Raw genomic sequence first — 14,165 nt, forward strand, 5'->3', positions numbered from 1 at the left:
AGAGACGAAGCTTGCTCGGGACCGGACAGCTCTGATCGGGCACCATGTGGAACGACCGCTCCTGGCACATTTGCGAAGTAGGCCGAATGTCTGCTCCAGCAAGGAACAGCGGACGTTCCCGGAGGGCAGAGGAACTTGTTGCCCGACCTAGAAAGTACAGCAGTGCATCATCGGCGAGGAAAGGAGGTCGGTTAATCCGGATCATGCCGATGTTTATGCCTTCGCCATCTCCTCATGCCGCCAAGGCATTCTCCTGGACTTCATAGCGAACCACAAACGCTGCCGGTGCCGCCGGATGAGGGCGCCAGTCATGGCCGAGACAGACCAAGGCAGTCCTGACTTCATCCAGGCGGGAGGGCGGTCCGTCAGCCATGCCCTCAGCGGCGGCGAGGTCGACGAGGTACTCGTCCCAGGCCCAGCGCCAGAGGATTTCGCGCTTGCAATCAAGTGAGAGCAAGGAATGGCGCACAACATGATCCGGTTCTGCGAACACCGCTGCCGGATGGACCAGCGCCTTCTCCAGATCAGGCATGCTCGACAGGTCGCAGCGCCCGTAGGCCGTCTGTAACGAGGTGAGCCAGATGATGGCCCCGACCTCTTGCTCGATGGAGGAGGGGCTGTCGTTCGTTTCACCACCGACGATGTCTTGCTGCCGAGAGGTTTCTCGCAACGGCTCGTTCTGAATGCGGTAGGACAGGCCCTGCCGCTCCGCATAACTCAGAGCCTCATCCAACGTATCGAACGTCAATTCGACTTGGGTCGCGAGCGTGTCGTCGCCACCGGTCCAGCCCATCAGCGGCTCAATCACAGGGGGTGAGCGGCGCTCAAATCGCAGCACCCATTGTTTTGTGTGTGCCCGGCCTGAAGTCGTGACCGCCCGCCCACGCCGGGCAATGCGCGCCTCGGCACCCGCGAGCCATGGCGGGCACACCGGCTGCGGCGGGTTGTTGTGTCCAATCCCTGCAAACTGTTCGTTCATTGCAGTCCTCTCCTATGACCCATTCCAAAGAAAGAGCGCGAGCCCTGCTGCTAGCGACAGCATCGCTTCATCCCAGGCCGTCAGATGATGAGGATTGTAAAAGGCTTCCCGGCGGATCAGCGCCAACCCAGCCGATGCCATGCCCGCCCCAACCAGCAGGACCGCAAAGGCACCTTGGAGGTGCTCGACAGGTGCGAGCGCCGCAAAGCACAGGCAGAGCGCGACTGCGGCCAGCCAGCGCGAGACCACCTCGCGATTGATCTCCTCCGGCGGACGGCGATCCTGATCCGCAGGCTTGAACCAGGATCCACCTGGCCACCAGTCATTCGGATCGAAGACAGCCATTGCAGCCTCCAGCTCTCAGGTGATCCGCGACAGGCTCGGGGTCAGCCAGCGAACCCCCGCCTTCCGCGTGCGGCGTGGCGGTTCGGGCCGCTCACAGGCCTGTTCGGCTGCCTCAGGATCGAGGGACCGAAGTGCATCGAGCACGGCATCGACGGGCACGGTGCAGCCACGCAATCCGGGGCAGTGCCGCAGCCCAGGCGCCGACACAACTGCCCAGGCGTCGGACGCCCAGGAGGCCAGGACAGCCCGTTTCGCCTCCCGGCTCAGATCAGGCGCCGTGACAACGTCGTGCGGATGCGCAAACACCTGGCTTGCCTTAGTAAGGACCTCCCAAGGCGAAGGACTCGGCGGGAGCAGCTCAGGACGCAAACCGGTTGGGTAATCAGCAGCCTGTGGGGTCATGACAGCACCTCCCGACCTTCCGAGTGGTGTGCAAGACGACGCTTGCCGCGCCTGGAGCGGATCAGCGCCACAGCGGAAGTGTACTCGGCAGCGGCGGCGCTATCGAAGGTGGCGAGCGCCTCCACCACGGCATCGATGCGCGACCGGATCCCTAACTCGGGCGCAAGCCGGGACGTGACCTGCTCGGCCACAAGCTCGTCGCGAGCCCAGGAGAGAAGGATCGTGCGCTTCTCCTGGTGCGTGAACCCTGGATGCTTCGCCACCTCGCGCGGGTGATCGAAAACGGTCACGGGATCGACCAGCGCCTCGACAAACGAAGGGGCGGATTGGCTCTCATCTCGGAGACGAGCCACTGGGCGCTCAAGGGTGTGCTGGGTTGCAATCTCCATACTGACCTCCCTCAGGTGAGCGAAGGTGTCTCCGGGCAGCCACGGAGGGCCTGCCCGGAGCCACGGCGTGATGATCAGTGCTTGCTGTCCTTGGCCTTGCCGCTGATGGCGATGCGCTTCATCTTGGCTTCCGCCTTGGATGACTTCGGCAAGGTGACGGTCAGGACGCCATTCTCGAACGAAGCCTCGGCCCGGTCATCTTCCACCTCGAACGGCAGCGGAATACGACGCTCGAAGCGGCCGTAGTAGCGCTCGCTGAAGTGACGCTCCTTGTCGTCAATCTCAGCCTTCTTCTCGCCGCGGATGATAAGGATATCGTCGCTGACGCTGACCTCAACATCCTTCTCGTCCATGCCCGGCAACTCCGCCGCAATCCGGATGTCCTTGTCCGTCTCGACCACTTCCACACTTGGCCACGCTGGTATCTGGTTGAAGACGGATGGCATGGTGCTGTCAAAGCGGCTGAACACGTCATCGAACAGCCGGTTCATCTCACGGTGAAGCGTGAGGAACGGACTGACCTCCTCACCGCGGTAAGCACCGGGCACCGAAGAGGACCGCTCATTGCGGCCCCAGGGAATGAGATCACGCATGTTCATCGATACCTCCTGTCTGCTCGGCTGGAGCGGAGGCACGCAACCATCTCTGGTGCTGAGGAATCCTCGGCACCACCGTGCCTCCGCACGTCCTTGGCGTTAGGCGGCTTTGCTGGTCTTGGCCTCGTGCTCGATCTGCTTGGCGTTGTCCTGCGCCAGAGCCTTGGGCTGGCTGCCGGTTGAGATCTCAATGCGGCGAGGCTTGAGCTCCTCAGGCACCTCGCGCACGAGCTCGATCATCAGCAGGCCGTTCTCCAGGCTTGCCCCCTTCACCTTCACATGATCGGCAAGGCTGAAGGTCTGCTTGAAGGCGCGGGTCGCGATGCCGCGATGCAGGATCTGCGTCCCCTCAGACTCGGAATGCTTGTTGCCGGTCACGAGCAAGGTGCTCTCGTGCTGGGTGAGCTCGATCTCGTCAGGGGAGAAGCCCGCCACCGCCATGGTGATCCGGTACTGGTCGTCGCCTGCCTTTTCGATGTTGTAGGGCGGCCAGTTGGTCATCGGCTCCACCCGGCCCATCTGGTCGAGCATGTCGAACAGGCGGTCGAAGCCGACCGTGGAGCGATACAGGGGGGAAATGTCGAAAGTTCTCATAGCCACATCCTCTTGAGAGCAACATGGATCCGAGAGCGCCGGACACCGCCGGCGCCCGTGTGCCAAGCTCATTTAAGCCTTGGCACCCTTCGAGTTAGGAACGAGATTTTGCCTCGTCAAGACCCTTCCGAGCGCTCTTGATCGCACTGTTCGAGGGCCCAATTGGCAGAGGGTTTCCAAGGCAGCGCAACAAGGCGCCACCAGGATTGAGCGACTGGCGCGCGGGGAGACGCGGGCCCCGTGAGCCTTGCAGATGATGCATCGCTGATGGCCGTCTTGAACCTTGGGGCCGTGCAGGCGGCAGTGACCGAGACGCGTGGCGCCACCGCCGCGGTTCTGATCGAACCAGGACTGCCACCTCACGTTGATCCAGTCTGAGGGCTTGAGCCCGGTGGGTGAGTTGCTGCGGAGAGACCCCGATGGACAAGAGCAAACAGTTCAACACCTGGTACTGGGTCGCGGCGTTCCTTGGCATACTGCTGATCCAATATTTCTTCAGCGCAGCCCAGCAGATCGCGCCCATTCCCTATAGCCAGTTCCAGGAGCTGCTCCGGAACGGAAAGGTCGCCGAGATCGGGATCTCCGAAAACTTCATCCAGGGCCGGCTGAAGGAGCCGCTGCCGAGTGGCCAAACCCGCTTTGCGACCACGCGCGTCGATCCGGCCTTCGCGCAGGAGCTGCAGCCGTACGGCGTCACCTACACGGGCCAGATCGAAAGCACGTTGCTCCGGGACATCCTCTCCTGGGTCCTGCCCATCCTCGTGTTCTTTGGGATCTGGGCATTCGTCATGCGCCGGATGGCTGGGGCAGGTGGCCTCGGCGGAGGCCTGATGCAGATCGGCAAGAGTAAGGCCAAGGTCTATGTCGAGGCGGATACGGGTGTGCGCTTCGAGGACGTGGCTGGTGTTGATGAAGCCAAGGACGAGCTGCGGGAGGTCGTCGAGTTCCTCAGAAACCCAGAACAGTACGGCCGCCTCGGCGGGCGCATGCCGAAAGGTGTGCTCTTGGTCGGCCCGCCCGGCACCGGCAAGACGCTGCTCGCCAAGGCGGTGGCCGGTGAGGCCAAGGTACCGTTCTTCTCCATCTCGGGCTCCGAGTTCGTCGAGATGTTCGTCGGCGTCGGCGCGGCGCGCGTGCGCGACCTCTTCCAGCAGGCTCGCGAGAAAGCACCGGCCATCATCTTCATCGACGAGCTTGATGCCCTTGGCCGTGCCCGCGGCATGGGCGGCTTGGCCGGAGGCCACGACGAGAAGGAGCAGACCCTGAACCAGCTCCTCGTCGAACTCGATGGCTTCGACTCCCGCACTGGCCTGGTGCTCCTCGCAGCCACCAACCGGCCCGAGATCCTGGATCCGGCCCTGCTGCGCGCCGGGCGCTTCGACCGGCAGGTGCTGGTGGACCGGCCCGACAAGAAGGGCCGCGTCCAGATCCTGCAGGTGCACATGCGCAAGGCGAAGCTGGGACCAGAGGTCGACCCTGAGAAGGTGGCAGCGCTCACCCCCGGCTTCACGGGTGCGGATCTGGCCAACCTCGTGAACGAGGCCGCCCTGCTTGCGACCCGGCGCGGAGCAGACGCTGTGACGATGGCGGACTTCAACAACGCCATCGAGCGCATCGTCGCGGAGCTGGAGAAACGCAACCGGCTCCTGAACCCGAAGGAGCGCGAAGTGGTGGCGTACCATGAGATGGGGCATGCGCTCGTTGCCTTGGCACTCCCCGGCGTCGATCCGGTGCACAAGGTGTCGATCATCCCGCGAGGGGTGGGGGCGCTGGGCTACACGATCCAGCGGCCGACCGAGGACCGTTTCCTGATGATCCGCGAGGAGCTTGAGAACAAGATGGCGGTGCTGCTGGGCGGGCGCGCCGCCGAGCTGATCGTCTTCAATCATCTCTCCACCGGCGCGTCGGATGATCTGGTGCGCGTGACCGACATCGCCCGCTCGATGGTGACCCGCTACGGCATGTCGGAAAAGCTCGGGAACGTGGCGCTGGAAAAGGACAGCCGTTCGTTCCTGAGCCCGAACCCGCTCGCCAACGGTGCCCAGGAGCGTGCGTACTCGGACGAGACGGCGTCCGCGATTGACGACGAGGTGCGAGCCATTGTGGACCGGGTGTTCGGGCGGACGGTCGCGCTCCTGCGGGAGAGGCGGGATGTCCTGGAGCGGACCTCCCGGCGCCTGCTGGAAAAGGAAACCCTCGACGAGGCCGAACTTCAGCAGCTTGCAGGCGCATCGCCGTCCCAGCGCCCAGCTTCAGTCGTCGAGATCGACCGGGACCAGCGGGTACGGGGTGGACGCATCGCTTCGGAATCCGACCACACATGACCGTGGCAGAGAGCGACAGGAAGGCACCAGCAGGCTGCGGGCGCACCCGCGGCGGGCTCGTACACCTCCATCAATTCGGACCGCTAGGAGGCCTGCGAGATCATGCCTGACATCATGCCTCTGTTTCAAAGACTTGTGTGGCCGCTTCGTCGTGCTGCCGCCACGTCTTCTCCCAGGTAGAACCACCGACCCTCAGCAATTGCTGTGCGAAGGTCCGTTCATGGCACATCCCGGAAGTACGTCGAATTTCCGCAAAGGCGCGGTTAGCGGACTAACCACATCACAAGCAGAGAGGTGGAACCGTGCTTCGATGTTGGGGCCAAATCCGAGACTTCGGAACTTTCTGCAGTAATCTCAGTGGCTTATCAGAAGCTTATGGCGGAGAGGGGGGATGATATGAGCCGCAAAACGAGCTGCTGGCCATGTAGGCAGTCCGCTAGATAAACCTGCAGCCTGAGATCAAAAAGGGCTTCGCTCGATCATCCAATTTGGACTGCCATGGAGCGTCCATGAAATGCAATGCCAACCATGGCTGAATGAACCAGCACACAAGAGCGTTCAGAGCTACTATTCAAACCAAAGGCTAGGGAAACGCTGTTGCATCTCGCGCTTGGCTTTGCGGGATTCGATAATGAGGGTGCGAAAAGCGCGTAGAGCGTTAGCAAGAATCATAGCTGGTTCTTTGATTAAGGTTTGATGACGTACCAAAGGTTATGGTTCGTAGCGCCTGCAAAAGGGGATCGGCCTCTGAGAAGAGCCGCCCAATGCAAGCTTGATAGGTGTATAAACTTATTTGGTGCGCCGCAGTATATAGGTCAGCACACGTGACCTATGCTCTTGGTGCATGGAGAGGGCACATAGCAAGCTTGACCCAAAGAGTTGCAGCGCCGAGCGCCAGCATCCCTAGGAGGACTAGAGCCTTGCCTCTCGTCCGAGATAGCTGAACCGCAAGGCGTCGCGGATAGAGTAAGCTCTCTTGAGCGCAGTTAGCGCCGCCCTCTGCCTACCCTGTCCGCGATCTTTTCCAGGGCGTCAAAAAGATGGATCCGGTTAAACGCGCTCCAAAACCGAGAAGTGAAGCCATTGACCAAAAACGCACGGACGACATGGAATGCCGTCACAAGCCCGACGGATAAATGAAGGGTTTGCGCCGTGATGGCCATCTCAGCGAGACCACCGGGAGAGGCTCCCAGCGCAGCACTGGCGAGGTCCAAGCCGGTAACGATCGAAAGTAGCACGGCGTAGCCGAACAGGCATGCGGCAAGAACAAGAACAAACAGGGCGCTAGTGGCGAAGAGGCGCGGCAGACGAACGACGATCTCGCGCCTGAAGCGTGCACCGATGGAAATCCCAATCAAAAATTGCCCGAACCAGTAGAGTGGAGGCGGGATTTTGCCAGTGAGCAGCCCCGTGGCGGCTGTGGCACCGGCGCCGACGAGAGCGCCTATCATCCATGGATTGTTGAGCCGCAAAAGCCGGGCCACCCCGACGCCCGCGATCCCCAGAGCCAGGGCGGTGAACGTGTGAAAGGCACTCAGCGACTGCTGGAGAGCAGTGTCGAGCGCGGTGCCGTGGATGTCGAGGCTTACGATCAAAGGCGGGAGAATGCACACGAGCAGCGCAACGCGCAGCGCCTGCGACACGGCAATCGGTTCGCTCTGGGCGCCGGCGGCCGCCCCGAGGTTCGCCATCTCGGACAAGCCGCCCGGCATCATGGCGTAGAATGCGGTCTTGCGGTCGAGCCCACCCATCCTGGCGAAGGGCACCGAAACGATTGCAGCGAGAAAGATCGCAATGATGGCCGTGGCTACCATTATGGGAAGCCAAAGGCTGATCGTCACGAGGACCGGTGCAGTCACATTGAGGCCGATGCTGGTGCCAATGGTGACCTGGCCGAAGCGTCGCCAAGCAACAGGGGTAAAGGTCGGTAGGCCGGCAATGGCAGCCAGTGCCGTCGCCAGCAGCGGGCCAAGGATCCAGGCGAGGGGAACCTGGGCAACATGAGCCGCGGCGCCCGCAGCCGCCGCCAGAGCGTAGCCAATGAACGCTCCGGCGGGCGGCACGCTGACGAGCGCTCTCTTGAGGAACGCTCGTGCCCTTGTCGTCCTCACGAGGCGGCGCGGCTGAGGGAAGGCGCTGTCGACAGAAGCTCGACGAGGCGGGTCGCGCTGTCCAAGTGCTCCATCCGAAGAACTGCCTCGACGAGTTCACTCTGCTGGCTCTCCGGCAGCACATGCCGCGTCAGCTTCCGGAACTTCGACACGATATCGGCTTCCGAGGCAAAGGACTGCTCGCTGCCCCGCGGCGCCTCACGGGTTTCCCGCTCGACGCTGCCGTCGCGCAGATGCACCTCGACATGAACCTTGTGGCGGAACTTGGAGCCGAGCGCCGTGATCTCGGGGTCGTGACGCACCTCGACACGCCGGGACAGGGTGATCCGTTCGGGATTGGTCACGCAGGCTTCATCGAACTGCTCCACGAACACATCCCCTTCGAGGAGCAGGGTCGCGACGCAGAACGGCAGGTTGAGCTGCGCTGACGTAAGGCCTTCGGGTCGGTACGGCCAGCCCACATGATCGGCGGTGACCTGCGAGCCGTAGACCACGATACGGTCGAGGTCGTCGAGGCTGAACGGGCGCCGCTCCTGAATGGCCCGGATCGCATCGAGGGTGGTGTGATTACTGCCCACGCAGGAATAGAATTTGAGCGAGATGCGCATTGTCTCGAATCGGTCACCGAGATCCTTATCCAGCTCCTCGAGCTTGAAGCGGTCTTGCGAGCGCGAGAGGGTCGTGCAGAAGCCGCCGTAAGGGGCCTCGAAGACGTCCACGATTCCGGTGAAGCCATTGCGCGCCAACAGGGCCCCGTAGAGGCCGCTTTGCGAGGAGCGCCCCGCGTGCATGCGTTTCACCATGGCGCCGTATTGCGCCGCCATGAGGCCGGCGGCCTGAGTGCCCGCGATGCCGAGGGCATGAACGGTTTGCTCGTCGGACAGCCGCAACGCCCGGGCAGCGCCGGCCGCCGCGGAGAAGACCCCGACCGTGGCTCCGGAATGCCAGCCTTGTCCGATATGTTCCTGCCCCATGCAGATGCCGACCCGGGGGCCGATCTCGTAGCCCGCCACTGCGGCCGCCACGAGGTCGCGGCCGGTGAGGTTGGACTTGGGGCCAATAGTCGCCAGCAGGGCGGGCAGGGTCACGGCACCAACATGCAGGACGCCCTGGCGGTGGACGTCGTCGAGCTCGAAGCCCTGGATTTGGGTGCCGTTCACGAGAGCGGCGTGCGGGGCAGACAGGCTCTCGGCCGTTCCCCAGACGGGAACCGTGCGTGTCGCGTCCGTCTCTGCCAGAGTCGCCCGCAAGATCCGTGTCCAGGGGAGATCGGCGCCATAAAGGCCGCAGCCGAGCGAATCGAGAATAAGAAGCTTGATCCGCTCCCGCACCTCGTGGGGAATCCGGTCATAGGTCAGCGATGAGACGAATGCGGCAATGGCACGGGTGTGCCGATTGTCCGATGCATGAGCAGCCATCGGGCGTGTCCTTCCTCGTTCGGGCGTGGTTGTCTGGTTAGGTCGGCAGGACCGTCTGCGCGATCTGTGCGTCCAGCTTCTCGTAGTCGAAATAGCCGATGCGGTCGTAGAGCTCGGCCCGTGTCATCATATCGGGCAGGGCTTCGGCGGCGCTGCCGCGGGCCGAGAGCGAACCGTAGAAGCGCTCCATGGCCCGCGCGGCGATCCGGAGGGCCGAGACCGGGTAAATGACCAATTCGTAGCCCAGCGTCTCCCACTCCGAGAGCGGGATCTGGGGGGTACGTCCGAACTCCGTCATATTGGCGAGCAGGGGAGCACGCACCTCGGCGCGCACGCGCCGGATATCCTCGATGGTGGTGAGCGCTTCCACGAAGATGATGTCGGCCCCTGCCTCCACATACCTGTTGGCGCGGCTGATGGCTTCGTCGAGTGAAACGGACGCAGCGTCCGTGCGGGCGCAGATGGCCATCCTGTCCGCGGCGCGACGGGCGGCGGAAACCTTGCGGCACATGTCGTCGGCGGAGATGAGACGCTTGTCGTTGAGATGCCCGCACTTCTTCGGAAAATGTTGATCCTCGATCTGGATACAGGCAACGCCGACAGACTCGAGTTCTCGGATCGCGCGCATGACGTTCAGCGCTTCGCCGAAGCCCGTATCGCAATCGACGATCACCGGCAATCCAGAGGCCCGCACCACCGTGCGCGCCGCGCGCCAGACGTCGTCCAGGGTGAGCAGCCCAAGATCCGGCAGCGCCATTGAGGCCGAAAGAGCAGCCCCGGAAAGATACAGCGCCTTGAAGCCGGCCTGGGCGGCAAGGGCGGCGGATATCCCGTCCCAGGCCCCGGCCACGGCGACGGATCCTTGTTGAGACCCGAGCGCCCTCAGGTCCAGATTCGGGCGTCCTGCTGCATCTGCTCCGTCAAGCCATTTCGCTGTCATAGTTACCTCGATTTGAGCCGGTTGTTCTTGCTGGCGTTGGTTTGCATCGCCGACAAAAGGTTGTCCCTCGATGCACGAATGTGCTGGGCCATGAGCAGAGAAGCGAAGTCTGCATTGCCGGCCACGATTGCTTCAGCGATCCAACGATGCTCTTGAAGCGCCCGGTGACCGCGTCCGGGGCTGGAACCGTGCTGATTGCGCAGGAGCGAGAACATGTCGCGAAGCTCGTCGCCACAGATCCGCCAGATCACGGCGTTCCGGGCTCCCTTCAAGATCAGCAGGTGAAAGTCCCAGTCGGAGCCGCCGCGCGGATAGCTGGTGGAACTGGCCTCCGTCATCCTAGCTTCATGCTCGTCGAGGGTAGCAATGAGGGTTTCGCGCTCATCGTCCGTCATGTGGTGCGCCGCGAGACCCGCCGCCCGCGCCTCGAGCGCTTCGCGAACCTCGTACAGCTGCGCGACGTCACCGATGTCTAGGGAGACGACCCTGGCGCCGGCATTCGGCTCGTAGATGGCTAGTCCGGAGGAGGTCAGGCGCCGGATGGCCTCGCGGACGGGGCCGCGGCTGATGCCGAGATGCTGGGAGATTTCGAGCTCGTTAAGTCTACTCCCGGGCCCCAAGACCCCATCGGCCAGCTGCGTTCGGATGTAGGCGTAGGCCCGGTCGGCAAGAAGTCCGCCATCTTTGGAGAGGACGCCTTTCTCCCCAAGATTGATGACACCATTTGAGCGATTGTCGACAATAGTCATGAGAAAAAGTCCTGGTCTCAGGTCATTAGGCACGCTTTCACAAGTAATGACCACTTGTAAGTGCCAGATTGCCCCGAAAGACGATCCACCTCGACCATAATCCAGATTTTTGGTGTAGACAATCCAGAAAACAGGTGTCTACAATCGGTGAAACTCAGGGGTGCTGCTGGGGTATGGACGGTTTCGTGAGGCTGTCCGGGTTCTTGGCTTCAGGACCTTGTCGTCACGCGATCCGCAGAGGTTGGTCGGATGTTGTTGGTTCAACTCGCAGAGCGTGCATTGCAGATCCGGATCGACAGGGTTCCGGACGAGGCGGTCCGCACGGCTCAAGAGGCGATTCTCGATACCGTCGGCGTCACCCTGGCCGGATCCCGGACCGATTGCGTCGCAGCGGTTCGTGCTGCCGTCGCAGAGATGTCCAGCGGGCCGTCAACACTCTTCGGTGACAGGGCCCGTGCCTCGGCCCTCGATGCGGCGATGATCAACGGCACGGCTTCGCATGCCCTCGATTTCGACGATTGCAGCAACACGATGGGCGGGCACCCTTCGGCGCCGATCCTCCCCGCCCTGTGGGCTCTGGCCGAGCGGCAGGGTAGTTCAGGCCGGGACCTGCTCGAGGCCTATGTCACAGGCTTCGAAGTGGAAACGAAGCTGGGTCGTGCGGTGAATTTCCACCATTACGAAAAGGGCTGGCACCCAACCTCGACCCTCGGCACCTTCGGTGCCGCGGCCGCCTGCGGGCGTCTGTTGCGGCTCGATGCGGAGCACCTAGCCCGGGCCCTCGCCATCGCCGCATCCATGGCGTCGGGCATCAAGGCCAATTTCGGCACCATGACAAAGCCGTTTCATGTTGGGCACTGCGCTCGCAGCGGATTGCTGGCCGCGCTTCTGGCCCGCGAGGGTCTGACGGCGAATGCGGGGGCGCTGGAGGACCCGCAGGGCTTCTTCAATGTCTACAATGGTCCTGGCACTTTCGATGCCGATCGTCTTCTGGCCGATTTTGCTGAACCCCTTGACCTCATCGAGCCTGGGGTCGCGTTCAAGCGGCATCCCTGCTGCGCGAGCACTCACCCTGCGCTCGACGCGCTTCTCAAGATCATGAGCGAGAACCGCATCGCGGCGCAGGATGTTGCGGCGATCCGCTCGTGGACTCATCCACGCCGGTTGCGGCACACAAACCGTCCTGATCCAAAGTCCGGCCTCGATGGAAAGTTCAGCGTTCAATACGTGCTGGCCCGTGCTGCTCTCGAAGGGGCAGTGCGCCTCGACCATTTCAGCGACGCGGCCGTGCACGATTCCCAGGTGCGAGCGTTTATGAGCCGTATCGAGGCGCAGCCCCATCCCGACGCCGTTATGGAGACGAGCGAGCATTTCTTCGCGCAGGTGCGCGTCACGACCAGGGACGGCTCCGTGTTCGAAGCCTATGTGGACAGGCCGCTCGGTCGTGACAGGAAGCATCCTCTTCCGCTCGGCGCGCTCGAAACAAAGTTCCGTGACTGTGCGAGCCTCGTCCTGGTGCCCGCGGCGACGGACGCCATTGCCGATGCCATCCTTGATCTCAGATCGGTCGGCGATGTGCGGCCTATCGGCGTCTTGATGCGCGACGGACTTCGCCAGGACGAGCGCCAGAAAACCATTTTGGGATGAGCGCCGAACATCGCCGCGCGAAACAAAGATTTCAGGAGAGGACATGACCCAGCAGGAAGCCATCAACACCGAAGATTTGCTCCGGTCGCGCTATGATGTCGTCGTGGTCGGCGGCGGCAACGCAGCGCTCTGCGCAGCGATCTCTGCGCATGAAAACGGTGCTCGGGTGCTGGTGCTCGAAGCGGCTCCGTACGAGGAGCGGGGTGGCAATTCGCACTACACGGGCGGCGCCTTCCGCTTCGCCTATCGGGGTGTCGAGGATCTCATGCAGATTGCACCCGGCATGTCGAAAGAGGAACTCGAGAATGTCGACTTCGGCTCCTATTCCGAGGAGCAGTTCCTCGAGGACATGTTCGAGCTCACCGAATATCGCACTGATCCGGAGCTTTGCGAGCTCCTCGTGCGTTCGAGCTTCGAAACGGCAAAATGGATCGCGTCGCAAGGCGTGAAGCTGCAGCCCGGCCTGGGCAGGCAGGCCTACAAGGTCGACGGCAAGTTCAAGTTCTGGGGCGGCCTTGCTCTGCACATCTGGGGCGGGGGTGAGGAACTGCTCAAGGCGCTTTATGCCAATGCCGCGCGGCGCGGGATCTCAATGGCCTATGAAACGCCAGCCCTCGATCTTCTCCAGGAGGACGGCCGTGTGGTGGGCGTCAAGGCCCGTTCGCAGGGCCGTCCCATCGAGATCCGGGCCGGTGCCGTCATCCTGGCCTGCGGGGGGTTCGAGTCGAACCCCGAGATGCGCGCGCGCTACCTGGGGCCCGGCTGGGACGCCGCCAAAGTGCGCGGCACCCGCTTCAACATGGGCGAAGGTCTGATGATGGCGTTACGCGCCGGCGCGCGTCCCCACGGCAACTGGTCGGGCTGCCATTCGGTGGCGTGGGATGTAAATGCCCCGCCCTTCGGCGATCTCACGATCGGTGATCAGTTCCAGAAGCACAATTATCCCTTCGGCATCGTCGTGAATGCACGCGGCGAGCGGTTTATCGACGAGGGCGCGAACTTCCACAGCCACACCTACGCCAAGTACGGCGGGGAGATCATGAAGCAGCCCGGCATGTATGCCTGGCAGGTCTTCGACGACAAGGTCACGCACCTTCTGCGCAGCGAGTACCGCATCCGGCGCGTCACAAAAGCCGAGGCACAGACGCTCGAGGAATTGGCGGGCAAACTCACGGGGGTCGATCCTGATGCGTTCCTGCGCACCGTTCACGCCTTCAATGCCGCCTGCCGCACCGACATCCCCTTCAATCCAAACGTTCGCGACGGACGCTCCACGGAAGGACTGGGGATCAACAAGACGAACTGGGCCAATCCACTCGATAAGCCGCCCTTCCATGCCTACCATGTGACGACGGGCGTCACCTTCACCTTCGGCGGGCTGAAGGTGACGGAGAATGCCGAGGTCGAAGGTCTGTATGGCGGGACGGTGCCGGGTCTCTATGCGGCGGGCGAGATGGTCGGGGGACTGTTCTACCAGAACTACGCCAGCGGCACCGGGCTCATGTCGGGCGCCACCTTCGGGCGGTTTGCCGGGGCACACGCGGCTCAGCACGCGGCGGGTGGAGCACTGAAACAGGCCAGCTGACAACAGCCATGAACCGGGCCAACCGGTCGGACGAGAGGTGCCGAGAGACTGTCGGAGCAGACAGCGCGGCGCGAAACACAGGAGAG

The 14,165-nt window shown here is 62.9% G+C and carries 13 protein-coding genes; 3 read left to right on the forward strand and 10 right to left on the reverse strand.

What is annotated here, in order from left to right; translation table 11 throughout:
• Nucleotides 1-232: 232 nt before the first annotated feature.
• From JQC81_RS13195 to JQC81_RS13220, 6 genes are all read right to left on the reverse strand, one after another.
• On the reverse strand, nt 233-979 hold the full coding sequence (locus tag JQC81_RS13195; protein ID WP_203272272.1) for an NADH dehydrogenase ubiquinone Fe-S protein 4: 747 nt from the start codon (nt 977-979) through the stop codon (nt 233-235).
• A gap of 12 nt (nt 980-991) precedes the next feature.
• Nucleotides 992-1,324, reverse strand: a complete 333-nt coding sequence (locus tag JQC81_RS13200; RefSeq protein ID WP_203272273.1) for a hypothetical protein — start codon at nt 1,322-1,324, stop codon at nt 992-994.
• A 15-nt stretch (nt 1,325-1,339) separates the two neighbouring features.
• Nucleotides 1,340-1,726, reverse strand: coding sequence for a hypothetical protein (locus JQC81_RS13205; protein ID WP_203272274.1), 387 nt, complete (start codon nt 1,724-1,726; stop codon nt 1,340-1,342).
• Nucleotides 1,723-2,115: a hypothetical protein gene (locus JQC81_RS13210; RefSeq protein WP_203272275.1), complete on the reverse strand. Its 393-nt coding sequence runs from the start codon at nt 2,113-2,115 to the stop codon at nt 1,723-1,725. The genes JQC81_RS13205 and JQC81_RS13210 overlap by 4 nt, the downstream gene beginning before the upstream one ends.
• A 74-nt stretch (nt 2,116-2,189) precedes the next feature.
• Nucleotides 2,190-2,714: an Hsp20/alpha crystallin family protein gene (locus JQC81_RS13215; protein ID WP_203272276.1), complete on the reverse strand. Its 525-nt coding sequence runs from the start codon at nt 2,712-2,714 to the stop codon at nt 2,190-2,192.
• Nucleotides 2,715-2,810: 96 nt separating this feature from the next.
• Nucleotides 2,811-3,305 (reverse strand): Hsp20 family protein, encoded by a 495-nt coding sequence (locus JQC81_RS13220; RefSeq protein WP_203272277.1) that lies wholly within the window; start codon nt 3,303-3,305, stop codon nt 2,811-2,813.
• 419 nt (nt 3,306-3,724) lie between these two features.
• Here JQC81_RS13220 and ftsH point away from each other — a divergent pair, with 419 nt between their 5' ends.
• Complete coding sequence (gene ftsH, locus JQC81_RS13225) at nt 3,725-5,629, forward strand: ATP-dependent zinc metalloprotease FtsH (protein WP_203272278.1); 1,905 nt, start codon at nt 3,725-3,727, stop codon at nt 5,627-5,629.
• Nucleotides 5,630-6,615: 986 nt separating this feature from the next.
• Here the strand turns inward: ftsH and JQC81_RS13230 are convergent.
• The 4 genes from JQC81_RS13230 to JQC81_RS13245 are packed head-to-tail and all read right to left on the reverse strand — an operon-like array spanning nt 6,616 to nt 10,847.
• A complete protein-coding gene (locus JQC81_RS13230; protein ID WP_203272279.1) occupies nt 6,616-7,692 on the reverse strand; it encodes an AbrB family protein in 1,077 nt (358 codons plus the stop codon).
• 44 nt (nt 7,693-7,736) lie between these two features.
• Nucleotides 7,737-9,158 carry an MmgE/PrpD family protein gene (locus JQC81_RS13235; RefSeq protein ID WP_203272280.1) on the reverse strand — a complete coding sequence of 474 codons (1,422 nt, stop codon included), beginning with the start codon at nt 9,156-9,158 and terminating at the stop codon, nt 7,737-7,739.
• A 37-nt stretch (nt 9,159-9,195) separates the two neighbouring features.
• Nucleotides 9,196-10,098, reverse strand: coding sequence for a methylisocitrate lyase (prpB, locus tag JQC81_RS13240; RefSeq protein ID WP_203272281.1), 903 nt, complete (start codon nt 10,096-10,098; stop codon nt 9,196-9,198).
• 2 nt (nt 10,099-10,100) lie between these two features.
• On the reverse strand, nt 10,101-10,847 hold the full coding sequence (locus JQC81_RS13245; RefSeq protein ID WP_203272282.1) for a GntR family transcriptional regulator: 747 nt from the start codon (nt 10,845-10,847) through the stop codon (nt 10,101-10,103).
• Nucleotides 10,848-11,096: 249 nt separating this feature from the next.
• Here JQC81_RS13245 and JQC81_RS13250 point away from each other — a divergent pair, with 249 nt between their 5' ends.
• Together JQC81_RS13250 and tcuA are read left to right on the forward strand one after the other, a co-directional pair.
• Nucleotides 11,097-12,494 (forward strand): MmgE/PrpD family protein, encoded by a 1,398-nt coding sequence (locus JQC81_RS13250; RefSeq protein ID WP_203272283.1) that lies wholly within the window; start codon nt 11,097-11,099, stop codon nt 12,492-12,494.
• 43 nt (nt 12,495-12,537) lie between these two features.
• Nucleotides 12,538-14,079, forward strand: coding sequence for an FAD-dependent tricarballylate dehydrogenase TcuA (gene tcuA / locus JQC81_RS13255; protein WP_203272284.1), 1,542 nt, complete (start codon nt 12,538-12,540; stop codon nt 14,077-14,079).
• Nucleotides 14,080-14,165: the final 86 nt, after the last annotated feature.

The organism is Microvirga arabica, assembly GCF_016811235.1.
Taxonomy (GTDB): Bacteria; Pseudomonadota; Alphaproteobacteria; order Rhizobiales; family Beijerinckiaceae; genus Microvirga; species Microvirga arabica.